20 protein-coding genes are annotated in these 24,814 nt (G+C 28.8%); 1 reads left to right on the top strand and 19 read right to left on the bottom strand.

The genetic code is table 11. The features are described from left to right. Positions 1–15 precede the first annotated feature (15 nt). The 14 genes from BLP75_RS09865 to BLP75_RS09800 form a co-directional block, all read right to left on the bottom strand. The gene (locus BLP75_RS09865; RefSeq protein WP_092725704.1) at positions 16–501 is read right to left on the bottom strand and encodes a chemotaxis protein CheD; all 486 of its coding nucleotides are present in this window, start codon (positions 499–501) and stop codon (positions 16–18) included. Between the two features lie 11 nt (positions 502–512). After that, on the bottom strand, positions 513–1,127 hold the full coding sequence (locus BLP75_RS09860) for a chemotaxis protein CheC (protein WP_092725702.1): 615 nt from the start codon (positions 1,125–1,127) through the stop codon (positions 513–515). A gap of 29 nt (positions 1,128–1,156) precedes the next feature. After that, a complete protein-coding gene (locus BLP75_RS09855) occupies positions 1,157–2,233 on the bottom strand; it encodes a protein-glutamate methylesterase/protein-glutamine glutaminase (RefSeq protein ID WP_092725700.1) in 1,077 nt (358 codons plus the stop codon). A gap of 113 nt (positions 2,234–2,346) precedes the next feature. Further along, positions 2,347–4,497: a chemotaxis protein CheA gene (locus tag BLP75_RS09850; protein WP_092725699.1), complete on the bottom strand. Its 2,151-nt coding sequence runs from the start codon at positions 4,495–4,497 to the stop codon at positions 2,347–2,349. Between the two features lie 84 nt (positions 4,498–4,581). Then, entirely contained in the window at positions 4,582–6,324 is a 1,743-nt protein-coding gene (locus BLP75_RS09845) for a methyl-accepting chemotaxis protein (RefSeq protein WP_092725698.1), read from the bottom strand. A gap of 364 nt (positions 6,325–6,688) precedes the next feature. Further along, positions 6,689–8,434: a methyl-accepting chemotaxis protein gene (locus tag BLP75_RS09840; RefSeq protein ID WP_242872417.1), complete on the bottom strand. Its 1,746-nt coding sequence runs from the start codon at positions 8,432–8,434 to the stop codon at positions 6,689–6,691. A 369-nt stretch (positions 8,435–8,803) separates the two neighbouring features. After that, on the bottom strand, positions 8,804–10,531 hold the full coding sequence (locus BLP75_RS09835; protein ID WP_092725695.1) for a methyl-accepting chemotaxis protein: 1,728 nt from the start codon (positions 10,529–10,531) through the stop codon (positions 8,804–8,806). A gap of 439 nt (positions 10,532–10,970) precedes the next feature. Then, positions 10,971–12,668 (bottom strand): methyl-accepting chemotaxis protein, encoded by a 1,698-nt coding sequence (locus tag BLP75_RS09830; protein WP_092725693.1) that lies wholly within the window; start codon positions 12,666–12,668, stop codon positions 10,971–10,973. A gap of 293 nt (positions 12,669–12,961) precedes the next feature. After that, positions 12,962–13,315, bottom strand: coding sequence for a response regulator (locus BLP75_RS09825; RefSeq protein ID WP_092725691.1), 354 nt, complete (start codon positions 13,313–13,315; stop codon positions 12,962–12,964). A 52-nt stretch (positions 13,316–13,367) separates the two neighbouring features. Then, positions 13,368–13,868, bottom strand: a complete 501-nt coding sequence (locus BLP75_RS09820) for a chemotaxis protein CheW (RefSeq protein WP_092725690.1) — start codon at positions 13,866–13,868, stop codon at positions 13,368–13,370. A 35-nt stretch (positions 13,869–13,903) separates the two neighbouring features. Beyond that, the gene (locus BLP75_RS09815) at positions 13,904–14,503 is read right to left on the bottom strand and encodes a chemotaxis protein CheC (protein WP_170139060.1); all 600 of its coding nucleotides are present in this window, start codon (positions 14,501–14,503) and stop codon (positions 13,904–13,906) included. 36 nt (positions 14,504–14,539) lie between these two features. Next, positions 14,540–16,732 carry a chemotaxis protein CheA gene (locus tag BLP75_RS09810; RefSeq protein WP_092725687.1) on the bottom strand — a complete coding sequence of 731 codons (2,193 nt, stop codon included), beginning with the start codon at positions 16,730–16,732 and terminating at the stop codon, positions 14,540–14,542. A 508-nt stretch (positions 16,733–17,240) separates the two neighbouring features. Then, positions 17,241–18,971: a methyl-accepting chemotaxis protein gene (locus BLP75_RS09805; protein ID WP_092725685.1), complete on the bottom strand. Its 1,731-nt coding sequence runs from the start codon at positions 18,969–18,971 to the stop codon at positions 17,241–17,243. Between the two features lie 488 nt (positions 18,972–19,459). After that, positions 19,460–20,083, bottom strand: coding sequence for a manganese efflux pump MntP (locus BLP75_RS09800; RefSeq protein WP_092725683.1), 624 nt, complete (start codon positions 20,081–20,083; stop codon positions 19,460–19,462). 328 nt (positions 20,084–20,411) lie between these two features. On the opposite strand from BLP75_RS09800, the gene BLP75_RS09795 reads away from it, so the two are divergent. Beyond that, positions 20,412–20,822, top strand: coding sequence for a GtrA family protein (locus tag BLP75_RS09795; protein ID WP_092725682.1), 411 nt, complete (start codon positions 20,412–20,414; stop codon positions 20,820–20,822). A 78-nt stretch (positions 20,823–20,900) separates the two neighbouring features. On the opposite strand, the gene BLP75_RS09790 is transcribed toward BLP75_RS09795, so the two are convergent. The 5 genes from BLP75_RS09790 to BLP75_RS09770 all read right to left on the bottom strand — a co-directional run bounded on the left by BLP75_RS09790 (position 20,901) and on the right by BLP75_RS09770 (position 24,814). Further along, positions 20,901–22,019, bottom strand: a complete 1,119-nt coding sequence (locus tag BLP75_RS09790; RefSeq protein WP_092725680.1) for a hypothetical protein — start codon at positions 22,017–22,019, stop codon at positions 20,901–20,903. Positions 22,020–22,046: 27 nt separating this feature from the next. Continuing rightward, positions 22,047–22,310 carry a flagellar motor switch protein FliN gene (gene fliN / locus BLP75_RS09785; protein ID WP_092725679.1) on the bottom strand — a complete coding sequence of 88 codons (264 nt, stop codon included), beginning with the start codon at positions 22,308–22,310 and terminating at the stop codon, positions 22,047–22,049. 3 nt (positions 22,311–22,313) lie between these two features. Beyond that, a complete protein-coding gene (locus BLP75_RS09780) occupies positions 22,314–23,201 on the bottom strand; it encodes a flagellar motor switch protein FliM (protein WP_092725677.1) in 888 nt (295 codons plus the stop codon). Positions 23,202–23,264: 63 nt separating this feature from the next. Further along, positions 23,265–24,026 carry a flagellar hook-basal body complex protein gene (locus tag BLP75_RS09775; protein ID WP_092725675.1) on the bottom strand — a complete coding sequence of 254 codons (762 nt, stop codon included), beginning with the start codon at positions 24,024–24,026 and terminating at the stop codon, positions 23,265–23,267. A gap of 14 nt (positions 24,027–24,040) precedes the next feature. Further along, complete coding sequence (locus BLP75_RS09770; RefSeq protein ID WP_092725673.1) at positions 24,041–24,814, bottom strand: flagellar hook-basal body complex protein; 774 nt, start codon at positions 24,812–24,814, stop codon at positions 24,041–24,043.

Below are 24,814 nucleotides of genomic sequence, written 5' to 3'. Positions count from 1 at the left end.
AAATACATCCTCCTTCTAGATATATTTGTCACTTTTTCCAACACTTTTAATGCGTAATTTACTCGTTGTGGTATCAAATACAATAGTTCTTCCACAAGTTCCTAAAACATCTTCAGAAACAATAGAAATTTTTAATTTAGCTAATGTTTCTTTACATGCTTTTACATTTCTTTCTCCTATAGTAAATATACTATTTCCTGTATTTTTAAAGTTAAACATATGTGCACCACCTGCTAATTTAGCTCTTATAAATCTAGTGTTTGCACCTGCTCTTATCATTTCTTGATATAATAAGTTGATCCCTGAATCCGCATACTTTGCTTTATTTACTACGTTTTTTTCAAATTTTGAATCTGAAAGTAAAACATGAACTAATCCAGCAATCTTACTTGTTTCATCATAAAGCACAACACCGCAGCAAGAACCTAGGCCTACTGTCATTATTTGATTAGGTGCTTTTACAATTTTAAAATCTGCTATACCTACTATAACATTTTCCATTAATTACACTCCTAAATACCAAATCCTAATGCTGATAATAACTTTTCACATGAATCAACTTTAGGTATAAAGTAATATTTGCCTTCTACTTGATTGTCTACTGTAAAGAAGTCTGTTTCTATACATAGTATCGAGTCAAAAACTTGTCCGTATATTGAAGCTGGTAAATTCATTATTGCTCCAACCATATCTACAGAAAAATATGGTACTGATGGTGTTATACTTAAGTTTGTCATCTCTGATATTGATGTTAAATAAGCTCCACAAAGTATGTTGCATATTTCTCCTATTGAACTTAACTTTTTACAAACATCTTCATAATCATTTCTATCACATTTAATTTCTTGTTTAGTTATTTTTGATAATAGATTAAAAGCTGAGTCAACTTTCATAATAAACATAACAAATCCATCTATATCTTCTGAAAGCTCTAGTACTGCTCCTACAACTAATTCTTCTGCTGAATTATAACTATTTGTTATGTCTGAAAATTTAACCATTTCACCATTTGGTAGACCAATATTTACTATTTCATCCACCATCATAGATAATGAAGTAGATGCATTTCCAGATCCTATATTGCTTATCTCTCGAAATACATTCAATTTATCACATCCAAATTCCATATATAACCTCTTTCTATCTATTCATTAGATTATACTTTTGTTTGCATTCTCTTTAATTGATTTAAAATTGCATTTGGCATCATATCTAAAGACGTTTCTTTGCAAACAGCACCCATATTCATTGCTGCCATTGGCATTCCATAAACTACACATGAGTGTTTGTTCTGTCCAAGAGTATAACCACCTGCTTTTTTTATTCCTAAAAGGCCTTTAGCGCCATCATGACCCATTCCAGTTAAAATTACACCTATTGCATTATCTTTAGCTACTTGAGCTACAGAATCAAATAAATAATCTACTGAAGGACAATGACCACTAATTTTATCACCTGGTTTAATTTCTAATATATATTTACTACTTTTTTTTAAAATTCCCATTTGCAGTCCACCTGGAGCTATGTATGCATGTCCACTTAATAATTCTTGTCCATTTACACCTTCACATATGTTAATGACACATTCTCTGTTTAGCCTCTCTGCATATCTTTTTGTAAATATTGGAGGCATATGTTGAGTAATAACTATCGGTGGCAACCCTGCTGGTAATTGTTTCAATAACTTACTTATAGCTTCTACTCCTCCCATAGATGCACCTATAGCTATTATTTCTTTACTATTAGTACCTTTTCTTATAACTGAACTACTTGTTGTAGGTCTTGTATTAGATGGTGAAACCGACTGAGATTGAGTAGATTTAATACTTTTCTTTTTTTCTAATTTTGCAACCGATGCTTCCTTTATCTTAGCTGCAAGGTCTTTTGAAAACTCATCCATTGTAGTTGCAGTTGGCTTGTCAACAAATCCAACTGCACCTGCACTTATAGCTTCAAAGCATCTTCCGTCCGCTCCACTTATAACTATTGTAGGAATAGGACATTGCTCCATCAATATCTTTAAAAACTCTATTCCATTTATTCCTGGCATTTCTATATCTAACGTTAATACATCTGGCCTTAACTGTAATATCTTATCTCTAGCTTCATATGAATCTTTGGCAGTATCTACAACCTCTAATTCTGGATCCTCTTGAAGATACTTTGATATAACACGTCTAAATATGCTAGAATCATCAATTACTAATACTTTTATTTTTTTATTTTTTTCCATAGACTATATCTCCTTTTAAATACCCTTAGTGTCTTAATTCATTTATGTCTAGCTTCATCTTAAAAATTTAGATAGCTTGGTCTATAGTAATCGTGTTAATATGTTAATAATTTTTACCTACTTATGATGGCATTTACATCAAATATTAAACTAATAGAACCATCTTCTAGTATTGAACAACCTGACATATGAGATTGTACATTTTCAAACTGTGTTAACAGTGTAGGTATTGGTTTTATTACAACATGTTGTTGACCTATTATACGGTCTACGATTATACACACATTACCCATTTCAGATTCAACTAAAATCATAATACCCTCGTCAGATTTTTCACTTTCTATACCTAATAGATTTGATAATCTTTTTATTTCATAACAATTCCCTCTTATGATACTATGTTCTTCTCCATTTGGATTTTGAACTATCTCATATGATCCTTGTCTAAATACTTCTTTTATATTAAGTGATGGTATTATGTATATCTCATCACCTATTTGAACTTTCATACCATCTACTATAGCAAGTGTTAAAGGTATACGGATTATTATCATAGTCCCTTTGCCTTCTTCACTGTCTATATTTATAGAACCTCTCAACTTACGTATATTTGTATGAACAACATCCATACCCACACCACGTCCAGAGAACTCTGTTACAGCTTCTTTTGTAGAAAAACCTGGAGCTAATATGAAATTGTATGCTTCCTTATCACTTATTTCATCTAAACTCTTGTTTGTTATTCCTTTTTCTATAGCTTTTTTAGCTAAAACTTCTTTGTTTAATCCTTTACCATCATCTTTTATAACTATTACTACATCTCCACCTGTGTTTTTAGCTTCTAATGTAATTGTTCCTTTTTCCGGCTTAGATTTTGCTATACGATCTTCTGGCATTTCTATACCATGGTCCATACTGTTTCTTATCATATGCATTAGTGGATCTGATATATTTTCTAGTATAGTTTTATCTACTTCTGTTTGTTCTCCAACTAATACTAAATCAACATGCTTACCTGTTTTTTTACACATGTCTCTTACAACTCTTTGCATTTTTGTAAATGTTGAAGATATCGGCACCATACGTATAGACATTACAACGTCTTGTAGTTCTGTTGTTAATTGATGTAATCTTCTAGCTTGTTTTTCAAACATATCTCTATCAAAGTTTTCTAACTGAGATTGTTTTTCTACCATAGACTCAGTTGTAACAATTTCTCCAACTAAATTCATTAACATATCAACTTTACTTATGTTAACTGTTAAATAACTATTTTTATTAGAGTGAGCTTGATTATTTTGAGATTTAGCTTCTTTTTTAGATGAATCTGTTTTTTTAGTAGTCTCTTTTAATTCACTTGATTTTTCTTTATTTAGTGCTTCATTTATTTTGTTTACTTCATCATTTACAACTTCTTGATTTTTTTCTAATATTTCTTCATGCACATCTTCGCTAGTAATTGCAACTTCCGCTATAACATTTTCTGTATTGCTACTAGCTTGTGGTTGTTCTTCATCTTTAATTTCTACAAGATCATAGCTTTGTAAAAACATAGTTTCTTCAATGCACTTTTCTATTTCTGATCTTTCTTTTTCTGTAGATAGATATAAATCAAAACCATTTTCAATAATTTCTTTATCACAATCACTGTTTAAGTCTTCTGGAATAGTTTTTAGACTAGAGCATAATCCTTCTATAGATACCATTAGTCCAAGTGCTCTAATTGACTCCATTCCACATCCTTCTTCAAATAATGCCTTTGCATGGTACTGAGTATGACCATCTATTTTTTCTAATTTTACAGTATTAATTTCTGCAGCTTTTTCTCCTGGGAAATTTATCTCTAAGTTTTGTTCTGTAGCTTCTTCTTCCTTTAATAGCTTTATAACTCTTTCATGAAGTTCATCTATGCTAGCCTCAGGAAACAAACCTTCTTGAACATTATTTATTTCTTCTTTTAAGAAATCTGTAATTGCTAAAGTAACGTCTATAACCTCTTCCCATTTATCATAAGAAAGTTCTCTACCTTTACGTATTTCATCGAAAACATCTTCTATGCTATGAGTAATATGCATTAAACTTTCATATCCCATCATAGCTGATGCACCTTTTATGGTATGCATTACACGGAAAATTTCTTCTATTTGTTCACTTTCTAATCCACCATCATCTGATTGACCGCCAAGTAAAATTTCTTCTAATTGTTCTAGTAATTGCATATTTTCATACACATAAAATTCAACCATAGAATCTACACCGCTCATATTTTTTCTCCTTTATAATTTATAACAATATATTTTAATTTATATTTAATTTCTAAAAATGGAAGCATAAAAGCTTCCATTTTTTTACTCAAATTCATTCATAGCAAAATAATTATTTTCATTATTGCTAAAATTTATAGACTTATTAGATATTCTTTGATTTTTTAATCTAAAGTTTTCAATAAGCGATTTAAGCATTTGGGCCTGTCCACTTAACTCTTCACTAGCTGCAGCACTTTCTTCTGATGTTGCTGAATTTGTTTGTACTACTGCTGATATTTGTTCTACCCCTAATGTTACTTGTGCTATTGCACTTGCTTGTTCTTCTGATTCTTTAGCTATCTCATCAACTATTTCAATAGTTTTATTTGTTGTGTCAATTATTCTGTTAAGAGAATTTGCTGTGTTATCTACTATATTAGTTCCGTTTTCTACTGCCTTTATAGAGTTTTCTATAAGTGTAGATGTATTTTGAGCTGCTTCTGCTGATTTTGCAGCTAGATTTCTAACCTCATCTGCTACTACTGCAAATCCTTTACCTGCACTTCCAGCTCTTGCTGCTTCTACCGCTGCATTAAGTGCTAATATATTTGTTTGGAATGCTATATCATCTATTGTTTTTATTATTCTTCCTATTTCATTTGATGTAAATGATATTTCTTCCATTGCATTTATCATTTGTTTCATTTGAGCATTTCCTTCTTCTACCTCATGCCCTGCACTTAGTGTTAATCTATTAGCTTCTCCTGCATTTTTAGCAGTATTTTTAATTTTTTGAGATATATCCATTATTGTAGCTGATAATTCTTGTATTGAACTTGCTTGTTCTGTTGCTCCTTGTGATAACATTTGTGATCCACTCGCTACTTGATCTGATGCAGCTCCTACTTCTTCTGATGCTACATTTATTTGTGACATTGTTTCACTTAAATCATTTGTTATCTTATCTACTGATTTTTCTATTTCTTTAAATACTCCTATATATTCAACTTTAGTTTCTACATCAAAATTACCTGAAGAAACTTCTCCTAAAACATCTACAGTATCATTAACTATATCTTTTATTTTTTCACTCATTTGACGCATACTATTTGATAAGTTACCTAGCTCATCTTTAGCTTCATAGTCAATGTCTATATCAAAGTTACCTTCTGCCATTTTATTTGCAGCATCCTCTATTTGTTCAATTGGTGTTTTTAGATGTTTTGTAAGATATATACATACAAATAAACCAAATATTATGCTTAAAGCATTAAGTGTTGTAGATATAAATCTTGATTTTGCAACACTTGATGCTACTTCTTTATCAAATTCACTACCAATAGTTTGTGCTTTATCATATAAGTCATCTGAATTTTTACTAATTTCTCCAAATATATTAGCGTATGTACTTATATCTATATCAGTTAATAAACCGCTAAATCCTTCTTGTTTAGTTTGTTGATATATTTTTTCATATTCTTGTTTTAATTGACTAGTTAAATTTTCAATATTGTTTATATTATCTGCGACCTTATCACTTTCAGGATTGCTACGAAGCGTCTCCAAACTTTTCGCTATATTATCAAACTCTCCTAAAATCTTTGATCTATGTGACTCATGATCATTATCTGCAAATGAACCATTAATATATCTTGATATTCCTACTATATTATTGCGAATCGACATAGCTTGATCTGTTAATTGATACGGTCCCTCAAATAACTCATGGCTTAATGCTCCTGATTTTTTTAAATTATATACCGCATTACCATTTGCTAAAGCTGTAAACATAAGCAGTACAATAAAGCATATAGCAATTTTCCTACCTATCTTAATATTTTTCATATAAATGCCTCCCCTACACTTTGCTTAAAATATGATTTTATTTATATACTTTTAGAATCCCTCCACTATTCTTTCAAGCATATATGTTAAACTATCCTAATCATTTTTTACTAAATATTTTATTACTTTTTTTATACGGATAAATATGTAATTACTTTATATTTTATGTAATATATTTTCTTTTGCTGTCAAATACACTTGCGTTGCTTAAAAGGCTCTTTTTCAACTAATTATCATGTATGGTTGCTCATGTTTAGCGATTGGCATTATAACTTATCCATAAACCATATAATTTACAATCTCTTAGTATATAAAAAAGAGAAGCATCATGCTTCTCTTTTTTAAAATTAATTTTATAAACTATTTACATTTCATTTGTAGAAAAATATCCACTTGAATCTGACTCAAAGTTTATAGATTTACAATTATTTCTATCATCTTTTAATTTGAAGTTTTCTATAAGTGATTTTAACATTTGAGCTTGTCCACTTAATTCTTCACTTGCTGCTGCACTTTCTTCTGATGTTGCTGAGTTTGTTTGTACTACTGCTGATATTTGTTCTACTCCTAATGTTACTTGAGATATAGCACCAGCTTGTTCTTCAGATTCTCTAGCTATTTCATCAACAATTGTAATTGTTTGATTTGTTGTATCTATTATTTTTTGTAAAGATTCAGCCGTATGATCTACTATATTAGTTCCATTTTCTACTGCCTTTATAGAGTTCTCTATAAGTGTAGATGTGTTTTTAGCTGCTTCTGCTGATTTTGCTGCTAGATTTCTTACTTCGTCTGCAACTACTGCAAATCCTTTACCAGCGCTTCCTGCTCTTGCTGCTTCTACTGCTGCATTAAGTGCTAATATATTTGTTTGGAACGCTATATCATCTATTGTTTTTATTATTCTTCCTATTTCATTTGATGTAAATGATATTTCTTCCATTGCATTTATCATTTGCTTCATTTGAGCATTTCCTTCTTCTACTTCATGCCCTGCACTTAATGTTAATCTATTAGCTTCTCCTGCATTTTTAGCAGTATTTTTAATCTTTTCAGATATATCCATTATTGTTGCAGATAATTCTTGTATTGAACTTGCTTGTTCTGTTGCTCCTTGTGATAACATTTGTGATCCACTTGCTACTTGATCTGATGCAGCTCCCACTTCTTCTGCAGCTACATTTATTTGAGACATTGTTCCACTTAGATCATTTGTTATTCTATTCACTGATTTTTCAATACTTTTAAATACACCTATATACTCAACGCTAGTTTCTACATCAAAGTTTCCAGATGCTACTTCACCTAAAACATCTACTGTATCATGTATAACTTCATTAATTTTATCACTCATTTGACGCATACTATTTGATAAGTTTCCTAATTCATCTTTTGATTCATAATCAATTTCTATATCAAAATCACCTTCTGCCATTTTATTTGCAGCGATTTCTATTTCTTCAATAGGTTTCTTTAGACTTCTTGTTATGAATATACATATTCCTACGCCTAAAGCTATACTAAATATACTCATAGCTAAAGAAGCAATCCATGATTTTGCAACTGTAGATTTGACACCTCCATCAAATTCCACACCTTTATTTTCTGCATTTTCATATAAAGTCATTGCATTTTTCACACATTTATCATATGTTTGGTAGTAAGCAAGCCCTTCATTTATTACTAAATCTTTAGCTGATTTAAAGTCACCTGCTTTTATAAACGCATTTGCTTTTTCATATTCTTGTCTTAGCTGTACTACAGAACTTTCAAGCTCATTTACTAATTGTTGATCTGCAGACGGATCTTGACGAATTATCTTTACTCTTTCATCTATACTTTTAAAATTATCTACGATTGTACTTTCATAACTCGCCTCTGTCGGGTCTTCTGCAAGAAGTGCATACGCAAGATTTTGATCCATAGATGCCAAGTCTCTACGTATTCCCATAGATTGATTAGTCAATTGGTACGGTCCTTTAAATAATTCATGGCTTAATGAGCCAGCCTTTTTTAAGTTATATAGTGCATTGCCACTTGCAATTACTGTTACAAGTAATAATACAAAAAAACATACACCCAATTTTTTTCCAATTTTCATATTTTTCATATTGTGAGCCCCCCTCATTAATGTTTTTTATATTATGATATAGTTAAAATTTTAACCACATTTTCATGAATTATTTGTCAATTCATGAAATATTTTAGCTATTACATAATATATCCACTTTAAGTATTCTCCAAATTTTTAATCCCATTAAAATATCTGTTATTTTCCTATATACGGATGATTTTTTTTGGACTTTAGTTTTATAAAAATATTTATTTGTTTATTTTATGTTAAGTTTTTTGTATACTTTAATTCATTTATTTATATGTCTAAATTATAGCTATTTATCAACAGTTATAATTTAATCATAATTTCCTTATACGTAAAAAAGTAGAAGCTTTAAAGCTTCTACTTTTTTATATACTAATCTTATTCATTTGTTGAATAATAACTTTCCTTTGTAAATTCAAGGTTTTTAGAGTCCCTGTATTCAGAATTTAATTTAAATTTTTCAATAAGTGATTTTAACATTTGAGCTTGTCCACTTAATTCTTCACTTGCTGCTGCACTTTCTTCTGATGTTGCTGAATTTGTTTGTACCACTGAAGAAATTTGTTCTACTCCTAATGTTACCTCTGCTATTGCTGTTGCTTGCTCTTCCGATGCACTTGCTATTTCATCTACTAATACTTTAGTTTGATTAGTTGTTTCTATTATCTTCTTCAGAGACTGAGCTGTATGATTCACAATTTCAGTTCCATTATCTACTGCAGTTATAGAATTTTCTATAAGTGTAGCAGTATTTTTTGCTGCTTCTGCTGATTTCGCCGCTAGATTTCTTACTTCGTCTGCAACTACTGCAAATCCTTTACCTGCATTTCCTGCTCTTGCTGCTTCTACTGCTGCATTAAGTGCTAATATATTTGTTTGGAATGCTATATCATCTATTGTTTTTATTATTCTTCCTATCTCATTTGAAGTAAATGAAATTTCCTCCATAGCATTTACCATCTGCTTCATTTGAGTATTTCCTTCTTCTACTTCTTTACCTGCCATTAATGTTAATTTGTTAGCTTCGCCTGCATTATTAGCAGTATTTTTGATTTTATCAGATATATCCATTATAGTTGCTGATAATTCTTGTATTGAACTTGCTTGTTCTGTTGCTCCTTGTGATAACATTTGTGATCCGCTTGCTACTTGATCTGATGCTGCACCCACTTCTTCTGCAGCTACATTTATTTGTGCCATTGTTTCACTCATATCTTTGCTAATTCTAATTATTGAATTTTCTATTCTTTCAAATACCCCAATGTACTCAACATTAGGTCTAACGTCAAGATTTCCTATTGCAAATTCTTCTAACACACGAACAGCATCATCTATAATTTCTTTTGTTCTGTTACTCATCTTTCTCATACTATCTGATAAAGATCCTAGTTCATCTTTTGATTCATAATCAATTGCTATGTCAAAATCACCTTCTGCCATTTTATCAGCAGCCATTTCTAATTCTTCAATTGGATTTTTTAAACTTCTAGTCATGTACATAGATACAAATATACCTATTAATATACTTAATATACTTATAATTGAGAATGTAATTATAATAGTTACTATAGTTTTTTGTACTTCATTATAATACTCATTGGCAGTTTTTTCTGCATGTGTATTAAGATCCATAGCTTCTTGTGTACATTTATTTATTAATCCTACAAAAGTTTTTGCATCAACTTCAGATTCTTTACCTGTAAATCCTGCACTTTGTGTTATTGCATACATTTTATCATATTCTTGTCTTAATTGATCCATTGTACCTTTAAGTTCGTCTATCATATTTCTATCTTCAGGTGGTAAAGCCTTATAAAGAATTTCCATTCTCTTATTTATACTATCAAACTCTTGAATTATTGATGTTCTTGCTTTTGTATGATCTTGTGAAATAAATCCGTCATTTACATGTCTTACTATAGATACTAAATCTCTACGAACTCCCATAGCTTCAGTTGTAGATAAAAAAGGACCTTCAAATAAATTTTGATTTGCATTTTTTACATCTTTTAAGTTAAAAATTGCATAAACACTTGCACATGCTGCCATTATTATTAAAATAGCAAATGATATCGTTAATTTTTTTCCTATTTTTAAATTTTTCATATAAACTCTCCCCTCAAATTTATTCCTTTGATTTTGTAACTACTTTCTCTTATTTAAACTTTAATCGTACACCTCCTAAATTTTAATTGTTTTTTTGATATTAATAAATCTAATTAAAATTCATGTTTAAAAACGGAAGCTTCCAGCTTCCAATTTTATAAGCTATTTTAGGTTATTAATTAAAAAAGTTATCATTTCTAGGCAATCGTTTTTTTATATGTTTTAATATTTTGTACCATGTATTCTATATACGGAAAATTTATATTTACCTTTAGCTTTTTTATATTTTAAAATTTAAATTTTTATAACTTACTTAAATTTTTTATTAACTACATACATTAATTATCTCCCTTTTTTAATATATCTTAAATTACTTAAACAAAAAAACTGTTTCTAAAAGAAACAGTTTTTAATTTATATTATTCAAATTTATTTTTATCTAAAAATTAATATATTCTTCTACTTTATTATCATTTTTTAGCCTAAAGTTTCCTATAAGTGATCTAAGCATTTGAGCTTGTCCACTTAACTCTTCACTTGCTGCTGCACTTTCTTCTGATGTTGCTGAATTTGTTTGAACAACTGCTGATATTTGATCTACCCCTAATGTTACTTGGGCAATTGCGCTAGCTTGTTCTTCTGATGCTTTAGCTATTTCATCAACAATAACTATAGTTTGGTTTGTAGTTTCTATTATCTTTTGTAAAGATAATGCTGTATGATCCACTATACTAGTTCCATTTTCTACTGCATTAATAGAATTTTCAATAAGTGCTGATGTATCTTTTGCTGCTTCTGCAGACTTTGCTGCTAGATTTCTTACTTCATCTGCTACTACCGCAAATCCTTTACCTGCACTTCCTGCTCTGGCTGCTTCTACTGCTGCATTTAATGCTAATATATTTGTTTGGAATGCTATATCATCTATTGTTTTTATTATTCTTCCTATTTCATTTGATGTAAATGATATCTCTTCCATAGCTTTTACCATTTGTTTCATTTGTTCATTTCCTTCTTCTACTTCATGTCCTGCACTTACTGTCAGTTCATTGGCTTGTAAAGCATTACTTGCAGTATTTTTAACTTTTTGTGATATCTCATTTATTGTAGCTGATAATTCTTGTATCGAACTTGCTTGTTCTGTTGCCCCTTGTGATAACATTTGTGATCCACTTGCTACTTGATCTGATGCAGCTCCTACTTCTTCTGCCGCAGTATTTATTTGTGACATCGTCTGACTTAAATCTGTAGTTATTTTTAAAATAGAATCTTCTATCTCTTTAAATACTCCTATATATTCTACATTCGTTGATATATTAAAGTTTCCAGTAGATACTTCACCTAATACACATGCTGTGTCGTCTATTACTTCTTTTGTTTTATAACATACTTTACGCATGCTATTTGCTAATGTACCTAATTCATCTTCTGACTCATATTGGACTTCTATATCAAAATCACCTTCTGCCATTTTATTTGCTACTACTTCTAGTTCCTCTATTGGCTTTTTTAAGTTTTTTGTTACATATAAGCATATTACAATACCTAATAATATATTTAATATGTTCACTATACCTGTAGTAATTTTAGACTTATTTAAAGTACCTTGAATGCTATTATAAAAATTAGTTCCTTTAGCTTCTATCTCATCATACATTGATATTGAATCTTGTGCACATTTATCATATACTGCCCACCATTCACTTCCTTTAACTGTTATTTGAGCCGCTTCATCTGGTTTTCCTTGTTCCACCAACGAGTAAACCTTTTCATACTGACTTCTCAAAGAACTCATATCATTTTTAAATTCATCAATAGTACTTGTATCTTCTATACCTGAGTCTATTATCTTTTGCATCCTTTCTTCTATGCTAGCAAAATCATTTAAAATTGTGTTGTTATATTCTGCATAATTTGGTCTAAATATTGCATTTGTTAAATTTCTTCCTATAGAAACTAAATCTCTACGTATACCCATAGTTTGTGTTGTTCCATCATATGGCCCTTTATATAATTCTTCATTAAGTTTACCTGCTTTGTTCAAACTTCCAAAAGTAAATATACTTCCCAACGCTGATACTATCAAAATTATTGCAAATGATAGTGCTAACTTTTTACCTATTTTCAAATTTTTCATTCATATCCTCCTAATATTCTTATACCTTTAAATTTTTTAAACTTAAAATCATTTCAATATTTAAATAATTCTATTTAAATTATTCGGTTATTTTTAATTTTTTTTTATATTTTTTTATTAAAATTTTAGTAAAAAATTAAATTTAATTAATTTTTGCCAAATTAAAAGCTGTGAAATTAAATATAATTTAATCTCACAGCTTAAATTTAAAGTAAAAAACATTTTACTTTAATCACTATTTTAGCGCTATAATTTATATGCTAATAAATAAGTAATTTACTTAAAATATTATTTTATAATTTAGATAATGCTGATATTAGCATTTCTTCTTTAAATGGCTTTACAATAAATCCTTTTGCTCCATAAATAATAGCTTCTTTCATTCTCGCTTCTTGACCTAATGCAGATATCATTACTACTGCTGCAGCTGGATTTACTTTCTTTATCTCTCTTAAAGCTTCTAATCCATCCATTTCTGGCATTGTTATATCCATTGTTACTATATCTGGTTGTAACTCTTTGTATTTTTCTATTGCTACTACTCCATTTTCAGCTTCTCCAACTATTTCAAATCCATGCTTTGAAATCATATTTTTTATTGACATACGCATAAATGCTGCATCATCAACTATTAATACTTTTTTCATTTTACGTTCTCCATTTCTAAATAAATTCTAAATATATTTTATTAATTCAAGTTTACATAACAATTTCTTTATTTATTCCACCTTCAATAGATATTAATTCCTCACAGTCAAGTATAAATTGAACTTCTTTATTTATTTCACTTACACCTTTTATAAAGTTTTGATCATATTCTTTTCTGTTAGATGTAGTTTTCATAATTTGACTATCTGAAATATTTATAACTTCATTTACTGCATCTACAATAAGTCCTATTTTATTGTCATTATTCTCAATAATAACTATACAAGTTCTTTCATTGTATTCAATTTCTTCCATTTTAAATCTCATTCTAGTATCCATGACAGGAATAATAGTACTTCTTAAGTTTATTATTCCTTTTATGTAATCAGGTATAAATGGAACCTTAGTTATAGGTAGCATTTCAATAATTTCTATAACATACTTAGATGATAATGCATATTTTTTATTATCTATTATAAATACCATGTACAAATCATCAACTTTGTTATCTTCAGTATTATCAATTTCTAAAACTTCAGTAGTTTCACTCATAGTATCCCCTCCAGCTTATCTTGTCAATAGACTTATTAAGCAAGTCCTAATGCTGCTAGTAGCTTTTGACATGAATCTATTTTAGGTATAAAGTAAAACTTTCCTTCAACTTCTTTATCTAATGTAAAGAATTCTGTTTCTATACATGATATTGAATCTGTACCAGGTCCATATAAAGATGCTGGTAAATTCATTGCAGTTGTTATATTATCTACACTAAAGTATGGTGGTGATGTCACTATATTTAAGTTTGTCATTTCTGATATTGCACTTAAGTATGCTCCACATAATGTATTACATACATCTCTAACAGAACTTAATTCTTCATTTATAGTTGCAAGATTATTTACTGTTCTTGATACATTTCTTCTTAAAAGTTTCGACAATAATTTATATGCACTATCAGCCTTTATAACAATCATTACAATACCTTCCATATCTTCTGAAAGCTGAAGAACTGTTGCTAAAACAGGTTCATTTGAAGCTCCATGAGTTGCAACAATATCTGAAAGTTTGTTTATTTCACTTTTTGGAACCCCTATATCAATTACCTCATTTACCATCTTTGCTAATGAAGTCGATGCGTTCCCCGATCCTATATTACTAAGTTCACAAAATACACTTATAGTATCCATATTCATCCTCTTTCTCTTTAATTTTATTTTTTATATTTATCTACTTATAATGGCATTTACATCAAATATTAAACTAATAGAACCATCTTCTAGTATTGAACAACCCGACATATGAGATTGAACATTTTCAAACTGCGTTAACAGTGTAGGTATTGGTTTTATTACCACATGCTGTTGACCTATTATACGGTCTACTATTATACATACATTACCCATTTCAGACTCAACTAAAATCATAATACCCTCGTCAGAGTTTTCACTTTCTATGCCTAGTATGTTTGATAATCTTCTTATTTCATAACAATTTCCTCTTATGATACTATGTTCTTCTCCATTTGGATTTTGAACTATTTCATATGATCCTTGTCTAAATACTTCTTTTATATTAAGTGATGGTATTATATATATCTCATCACCTATTTGAACTTTCATACCATCTACTATAGCAAGTGTTAAAGGTATACGGATTATTATCATCGTACCTTTGCCTTCTTCACTATCTATATTTATAGAACCTCTTAACTTACGTATATTTGTATGAACAACGTCCATACCTACCCCACGTCCAGAGAACTCTGTTACAGCTTCTTTTGTAGAAAAACCTGGAGCTAATATGAAATTGTATGCTTCTTTATCACTTATTTCATCTAAACTCTTATTTGTTATTCCTTTTTCTATAGCTTTTTTAGCTAATACTTCTTTGTTTAATCCTTTACCATCATCTTTTATTACTATTACTACATCTCCGCCAGTATTTTTAGCTTCTAATGTAATAGTTCCTTTTTCTGGCTTAGACTTTGCTATACGATCTTCTGGCATTTCTATACCATGGTCCATACTGTTTCTTATCATATGCATTAGTGGATCTGATATATTTTCTAGTATAGTTTTATCTACTTCTGTTTGTTCCCCAACTAATACTAAATCAACATGCTTACCTGTTTTTTTGCACATATCTCTTACAACTCTTTGCATTTTTGTAAATGTTGAAGAAATAGGTACCATACGTATAGACATTACAACGTCTTGTAGCTCTGTTGTTAATTGATGTAATCTTCTAGCTTGTTTTTCAAACATATCTCTGTCAAAGTTTTCTAACTGAGATTGTTTTTCTACCATAGACTCTGTTGTAACAATTTCTCCAACTAAGTTCATTAACATATCAACTTTATTTATATTAACAGTTAAATAACTGTTTTTATTAGAATGTGATTGGTTATTTTGAGGTTTAGCTTCCTTTTTAGCAGGCTCTGTAGGTTTAGCTTCTTCTACTATCTCATTTACTTTTTCTTTCTTTAAAGCTTCATTTATTTTATCTATTTCATCATTTGTAACTTCTCTATTTTCTTTTACATCTTCGACTTTCTCTGTAGCTTGTTCATGTACATCTTCACTAGTAATTGCAGCTTCTGCTAAAGCACCTTCCATCACTAACTCTTCAACTTTTTGTTCTGCCTTAATATTAACTTTAGATTGTTCTTCATCCTTAATCTCTACAAGATCATAGCTTTGCAAGAACATAGTTTCTTCAATACACTTTTCTATTTCTGATCTTTCTTTTTCTGTACTTATATATAGATCAAAACCATTATCTACTATTTCTTGATCACAATCAGTATTTAAATCTTCCGGAATAGTTTTTAATTTTGAGCATAACCCCTCTATAGACACAACTAAGCCAAGTGCTCTAATAGATTCCATACCACATCCATTTTCAAATAGAACTTTTGCATGGTACTGAGTTTGTCCATCTACTTTTTCCAATTTAACAATATTTTCTTCTTTAGATTCTTCAGGAAAATTTATTTCTAAAACTGGCTCTTCAGGTTCTTCTTCTTTTAGTATTTGTATAACTCTTTCATGAAGTTCATCTATACTAGCTTCAGGGAATAAACCATCTTGAACATTATTTATTTCTTCCTTTAAGAAATCTACAATCGCTAAAGTAACATCTATAACTTCTTCCCATTTATCATAAGAAAGTTCTAAGCCTTTACGAATTTCATCAAAGACATCTTCTATACTATGAGTAATATGCATTAAACTATCGTACCCCATCATAGCTGATGCACCTTTTATTGTATGCATTACACGGAAAATTTCTTCTATCTGTTCACTTTCTAATCCACCATCATCTGATTGACCACCAAGTAAAATTTCTTCTAGTTGTTCTAATAATTGCATATTTTCATGCACATAAAACTCAACCATTGGGTCCATTCCACTCATGTTTTATCTCCTTTACAATTTATAACAATATATTTTACTTTATATTTAATTTCTAAAAATGGAAGCATAAAAGCTTCCATTCTTTAAATCTATACATTACAATAACTTTTATTATTTTATTCAAACTCGCTTATAGCAACGTAATATTATACATCACTTCTAAAGTTTATAGATTTATTAGAATTCCTTTTATTTTCGCTTAAATTTTATAATATAAATATTAAAACTACTTTTACTATAATATGTTTTATAGTCTTTCAAACTATTTTAATTCTCTAATTTTATATAATTAGTTGTTTAATAATTGTTTTATAGTTAAACATTTTATTATTTTTTTTATACGGATAAACATGTAATAACTTTATATTTTCTATAACATATTTTCATATATCGTTAATTTTTTTTATATGGTTACTATATAAACTCCCAAGCTCTTTCGAACTTGGGAATTATTTTTTTATGTAAAAAGGATTTAAACCTACTTTTAGTGCTCTATACCTTTTTATATTTAATTTTTAGCGAAATAATCATTTGAATCCGATTCAAAAGTTATAGACTGATTACCATTTTTATAATCTTTTAATTTGAAGTTTTCTATAAGCGATTTTAACATTTGAGCTTGTCCACTTAGTTCTTCACTTGCTGCTGCACTTTCTTCAGATGTTGCTGAGTTAGTTTGTACTACTGCAGATATTTGTTCTACCCCTAATGTAACTTGTGCTATAGCACTTGCTTGTTCTTCAGATGCTTTAGCTATATCATCAACTATTTGAATTGTTTGATTTGTTGTATTTATTATTTTTTGTAAAGATTCTGCAGTATGATCTACTATACTAGTTCCATTATCAACAGCTTTTATAGAGTTTTCTATAAGTGTAGATGTATTCTTAGCTGCTTCTGCTGATTTTGCGGCTAGATTTCTTACTTCATCTGCTACTACTGCAAATCCTTTACCTGCATTTCCTGCTCTTGCTGCTTCTACTGCTGCATTAAGTGCTAATATATTTGTTTGGAATGCTATATCGTCTATTGTTTTTATTATTCTTCCTATTTCATTTGATGTAAATGATATTTCTTCCATAGCTTTTATCATTTGTTTCATTTGTTCATTTCCATCTTCTACATCTCTACCTGCGCTTAATGTTAAAACATTAGCTTGCTGAGCATTCCCTGCTGTATCTTTAATTTTTTCTGATATTTCTGTTATAGTAGCTGATAACTCTTGTATTGAACTTGCTTGTTCTGTTGCTCCTTGAGATAGCATTTGCGATCCACTTGCTACTTGATCTGATGCCGCTCCTACTTCTTCTGATGCTACATTTATCTGTGACATTGTCTCACTTAAATCAACAGTTATTTTTTCTACAGAATTTTCAATGTTTTTGAATACACCTATATACTCTGCTTCTGTTTCAATATCAAAGTTTCCTGATGCAACTTCTTCTAATACACGAACTGTATCCTCTATAACTTCTTTTGTTTTATTACTTACTTTACGTATACTATCTGAAAGAACACCTAACTCATCTTTAGACTCATAATCAATATCTATATCAAAATCTCCATCTGCCATTTTATTTGCCGCTAATTCTAATTCTTCAATAGGAGCTTTTAAACTTTTTGTAACAAATATGCATATTACAGCACCTAAACCTATAGTAGTTAAACTTACTGCAGTAGCTATTAAGCTAGATGTAGATACAGTTTTCTTAACACCATCATTGAATTGAACTCCAGTTTTTTCTGCATCTTCATATAAAGCAACTGAATCTTGAACGGCTTTATCATATGCAGCCCAATATTGGCCACCTTTTTCAGTTATTTCTTGTGCTGTTTTACGATCTCCTTTTGCTATAAGATTATAAACATTATCACATTGACCTCTTAAGCTTTGCATAGAATTTTCAAATTCTTTAATTAGATTTTGATCACCTTCAAAGTTTTTAGATATAATATCAATTCTTTTATTTATACTATCAAAATCACTTTGTAATGTTGAGTAAAAACCTTGATAGTCTTCTCTAAATATTGAATTTCCAAGATTTCTACCTATAGAAACTAAATCTCTACGAATTCCCATTGTTTCTGTTGTTAGTACATATGGGCCTTCATATAACTCTTGACTTAAATGACCTGCTTGTTTTAAATTTGATAAAGCATAAAAGTTTCCAAATGCTGAAAGCATTAGTAAGACAATAAAAGACAATCCTAACTTTCTTCCTATCTTTAAATTTTTCATGTAACTACCTCCCCGTATTTAAATTTAATAAATTCTAGCCATTTTTATAAACCTATTTAGTTCATTTTACGACATTTTTTAACATAATATTGCATTTTAATATTTTACAAAGCAATAATTTTATTTTAAGTTAAAATTATTTTTTTACAATTTTATACAAAATTAATGTAAATATTAGCTGCATTGTTTATATACGGACAATTTTTAATATGCTTTATATTTTAAAATTCAATTTTTTTATATTTAACTATAAAAAAATAAATTTAATTTAATAATCCAAAAATTTAATTTAAAATTTAATTTATTTTTATATTTTATGAATATTATTATTTTATTTTTGAAGATTTATTTCTTTAAATTCAACTTATTTATATTCATTTATGATTAGTTTAATTTTCAAAATATTTTTCTGTTTACGCTTAATAGTTTATTATTAAATAAAAAAATACTTGAGATCCTCTTTTAATCGCAGAGAACCTCAAGTATTTTTATTTAAATATATTAGTTATAAATTGTGTATGTTCATTGAATATATTTATACCTATAAGAATAAGAATAATTCCACCTATTAATTCTGCTTTTCCTTTAAATACATCACCTATCTTATTGCCTACAAAAACACCTATCAAGCACATTAAAAATGTAACTACAGCTATACTCAAAGAAGCGAATACTATATCTACACTTAAAAATGCAAAACTTATTCCTACTGCTAATGCATCTATACTAGTTGCAATAGATAACATAATAAGTTCTTTATTTGATAACTTCTCTTCACAAATATCTGCACTAAATTCACACTGAGCTTTATTATTTTTCATTTCTTTTTCTTCTTTGTTAGATTTTATATATTCGCTAATCATTTTATATCCTAAAAAACTAAGTAATATCAGTGCAATCCAATGGTCAACAGATTTTATGTATTTTTCAAAACTTATACCTAACATCCATCCTATAAGTGGCATTCCACCTTGAAATAGCCCAAAAGCTAATGCTATTTTTATCCCTAATTTTTTACTTAAATTCTTAATTGTCATACCTTTTGTAACAGATACTGCAAATGCATCCATAGAAAGAGCCAGTGCTGTAAATAAAATTGCTATTAAACTCATAATTTCCTCCTAAATTCTACTAATATAATTACATAAACACTTACCGTTCTTATAAAATAGTTTAAAACAAAAAACGAGACTTATGCATGCTAAAATAAGCATGCATGAGTCTCGTTTTTTAAGATTAGACCAGACTATGAAGTCATTATGTTGATCTAATCACACTATCCGTGCAAACTACTCCCTCAGCAAAGCTGAAAAAATATTATTTATGTTAATTAAATTATATTATATTTTACTAATAAATACAATTTTTTTATTTCATAATATATCGGATTTGTTATAATACTAATATTAGGACTTTTTAATCATCAAAGGAGATAATAACATGACTTTTAAGTTTAAGTCTTTAAAGAATAAAATAATTGAATATATTAAATTTAATGTAATAGGCATAAGTAACTTTTTTATTTCTCAGCTAATTTATTTATATTTATTTTTGCATTTAAAAATATATTACATTTTAGCTTATACATTAGTAAGTATTTTTAGTGTGTGCGCATCATACTTTCTTAATTCTAAATTTACATTTAAAGAAAAAAAATACTGTCCTAAAAAATTTTCATTATCTGCATTAGTTTATATAATAGAGTATATTTTAAATATGGGGATTATAATTTTACTGGTTAATGTATTTGATGTAAGTAAAGTTTTAGCACCAATAATTTCACCTTTAATTTCAACTCCCCCTGTTTTTTTTATGATGAGAGCTGTAATAAAAGATTCAGTTCACTCATAGCGCCAACGACTTCGTTCATTATTAAAAAATAAAGGTGTATAAAGATTATAAATTATATAATCTTTTTACACCTTTATTTTATATGTTTTTAACATTATAATCAGTTGATAACTTGTCTTGATATGTACTTACAAGTTTTGCTAACATTTGTTTAACTTCATATTCACTAGGTAATATAACAATTCTTCTAGCATCCATTATAAATTTAGTTTCTTTTGTAACTATAGTATTACTAGATACTTTTTTATTTACACTACCTTTCATATCCATAAGTAACTTAGATACTTCACCTTTAGTTATATTTTTCAATATTATTTTTACTTCTTTTTCAGTAAGTAAATTTTCATATATTACTTTTTCTAATTCTTCATTAAACATTTCCATTATTGAAAAATTACTATTTTTTATATATTTTGAACTAACAACTTTAGTGAATTTCATTACTATAAGTGCAAAAATAATCATTGTGACTAAGTTTATAATTAAATAAATTTCAGTATCATCTATCAATTTCCCAAAATTAGTAACAGCTTGAACTACTATAAATCCTATAAATGCCCCTATAAACCCTAATGGTAGATCAATATTTCTTATTAGCTTTTGCTTTGAATCTAAATCTTCTACATAAAGTTCATTATCTATTTCATAATTTCTAACTTGATATAATTCTACATTTATCATATTATCTACTTCTTTTAAGCGTTTAGCAAATCTTAAATAAGAAGATTCATCCACTGTATTATCTAAAGATAATCCATTTATAAACTCTTCTCCATATACTTTTATTGCTCTAACTATAGATTTTATTAATGCATCTTCTCTATTGTCACCATTCCACATAGCAAGCGCATATTCCATACTTCCTGATATCCCTAGTATATGGTCGCACTCTATGCTCCCATCTATATCATAAAAATTCAAACCTCTTAATCTTCCATCACAAGCTATAGTTTTAGCTTGATTATAAGTTACACTACCTCTTTTTAAGACTTCCTTTGGATCGATATCCGTTTGTGTCAAACCCTCTTTAATTCTATCCTCAAAGTCACTTATCGCTTCATCGTATTTATCACAAGGTATTTCAACACTAATAGGTGATCCATCTTCATTTATATATCTTAGCTCTCCGTAATTTAAGCAAGCATCTACACATCGTTCTCCCGTACTGTTGTATTTACTCTTTAATACTTTCGCCATTTACTATCCATCCTTTGCTATATAGGCTTAGCTTATAGTTTTAACTAGTTCTTCCTCACCTAATATACTTGTTATTCTTACTCCGAAATTTTGATCTACTATAACTACTTCTCCATAGCCGATTTTTCTACCATTTACATATATTTCAACTTCTTGATTTTCAAATGTATCTAATTCTATTAATGAACCTTTACCTAAATCAAATATATCTTTTAAAGTCATCTGAGTCCTACCAAGTACAACACTTACATTAAGTTCAATATCTAATACTCTATCAAATTTTTCACTCATTGTCTATACTCCTTTCTTTATGCTATCTGTAACTATAACACCATTTCTTTTCTTTATAAGTCCAGGCTTACATGTAAACACTCTAGCCCCTGCTACATCTAGTTCTATATCACCATTAACTTTGCTATCTAGCTTTATAGCATCTCCTACTTTTAGGTTAAGTAATTCCTCAACACTTATACTAGTTTTTCCAAGCCTTGCAAGTAAATCAGTTTTTGCTCCGCATACATTATTATAAATTGTATTAGTAAATTCAAAATCATACTCTAAATTTTTACTTCTAAATAATTTTTTAGTTTCTAAATACTCAAGTATTGGTTCCATACAGCTGTATGGCTCACAAAATCTCATTTTTCCAATTTCTTTATCACCATACATCATCTTCATATGTGCTATTAGAACTGATTCACTTATTGGATACTTTTTACTAGCACCTGCATTTGTATGTACCCTTAAAACATCTCTGTGAGTACAACTTTCAACAACATACATTCTAGATAAAAACTGAGAGCTTGTTTGGAATATTAATTGTTTATCTATTTCTGTAAGTTCTCTTTTATAATTATCAAATACTCCATCTCCACCTAACATTAAGTCTATAAGAGTAAGTGCAATCGGCTTATCTATTTGGAATATAAGATCTTGTACTAAAGGCTGTATAGCGTGCTCTACTATTACAGACTCTGTATTTATTAATTTCATAAATTCATCATAGTTTGTTTGCTCTATCTTTTCTACTTTACAATAGATTTGGTGCTTTTTTAGCTCATAAGCTAAAAATAGATTTATATTTTTACAAAACTCTTCTGATACTACAGATAAAAATCTCATATTATCACTTGAGTACCTCTGAGGTTTTTTAAAGTCATATATTTTTACATCTTTATTCATATTTTTTTGTACTTAAAATACTCACCTTAGGTTTATTTTAATGCACTATCTCCTTTCTTAATTTTATCGACCTTGAAGATTGTTTATCATACTCCACATTTCATCTACAGCCTTAATACCTCTACTGTTAAATTGAAAGGCTCTTTGTGTCATTATTAAATCTGTCATCTCGCTTTGCATATTTACATTAGACATTTCAACATGACCTTGTAAAAGCTTTTTGTCTTGTACTATATAAGTTCCTGCTTGTTCTTTTAAAACAAATAAGCTATCTCCTACAGGTATTAAGTCATTATCTCCTTGTGGCATATATAAATCTATTTTACCTACTTTTTGTTTATCTAAAAATACTTCTCCTGCTTTATTAATACTTAATTCACCATTAGATAGATCTGCACCTTGAGGAGGCATTCCATTATCATATTTAACCTCTAGGATATTACCATAGTCATCCACTAAACGTCCATTTCCATCTAAAACAAATTCACCATTTCTAGTATATTTCTGAGTACCATCTGGTGTCATTACTTTAAAAAATCCTTCTCCATCAATAGCTAAATTAGTATCTATGCCTGTATTTTTTAATGATCCTTGCATAAAATTTCTAGTAGCTTGAGATGTTTTTACTCCAGTTCCCATTACAGAGTCTTTAGAGTTATTTGGATATGATGGTCTATCTAAGGTTTCTGTATATAAATCTAAAAATTCTATGTCTAATTTTTTATAGCCTGTTGTTTGAGAGTTTACTATATTATTAGATATTATATCTATTTTATTTTGATTAGCACTCATCCCAGTTTTGCTAGTATGCATTATATTATACATTATTTTTTCTCCCCTTATCTTACTGTGCCTATTTCATTTGCTATTTTGCTAAGAGTCGAGTCTATAGTTTGTATAACTTTTTGATTAGCTTCAAACTCCTTAACAGTTTCCATTAGTAATGCTGTTTCATTTATATAATCAACATTAGATGTTTCTAGATATCCTTGTTTTACTCTATAATTATTAGATTTAAATCCAGCTTCTCCAGAGTATAAGTTATCTCCTCTTTTTATAAGCTTATCATAGTTTTCAAAATCAACTACATTAAAAGTATACTTATCTACACCATTGATATTTATTTTATTATCTGGTGTAACAGTAACTTTATCAGTTCCAACATATATAGGCTCTGTAGCTCCTGTTGCATTATTTATACCTGTGACATAATGTCCTGCATTTGTAACTAAATAACCTTGAGTATTTACCTTGAATGATCCATCTCTAGTGTAAAAAGGATTATTATTTCCATCCATAACTTGGAAAAATCCCTTGCCTTCTAATGCAAAATCTGTATTATTGCCAGTTTCTTTATGTACGCCTTGTTGATGACTTGTTACAGTTTCATCTATTCTTACACCAAAACTTAAATCTCCTAAATATTGTTGATGCCCAACTCCATTTATATATTTATCCTTATTGTATAACATAACTTCATCAAAACTTTTTGATGTTAGAGTTTCTTGCTTATAACCTGATGTATTTACATTTGCCAAGTTATTTGTTATAACACCTTGTCTAGCTTGTAATGTTAACATTGAAGATACAGACGAATATAAACCTCTTAACAT

Source organism: Romboutsia lituseburensis DSM 797 (assembly GCF_900103615.1).
In the GTDB taxonomy this organism is placed as follows: domain Bacteria; phylum Bacillota; class Clostridia; order Peptostreptococcales; family Peptostreptococcaceae; genus Romboutsia_F; species Romboutsia_F lituseburensis.
This window is presented reverse-complemented; position numbering and strand designations above follow the sequence as displayed.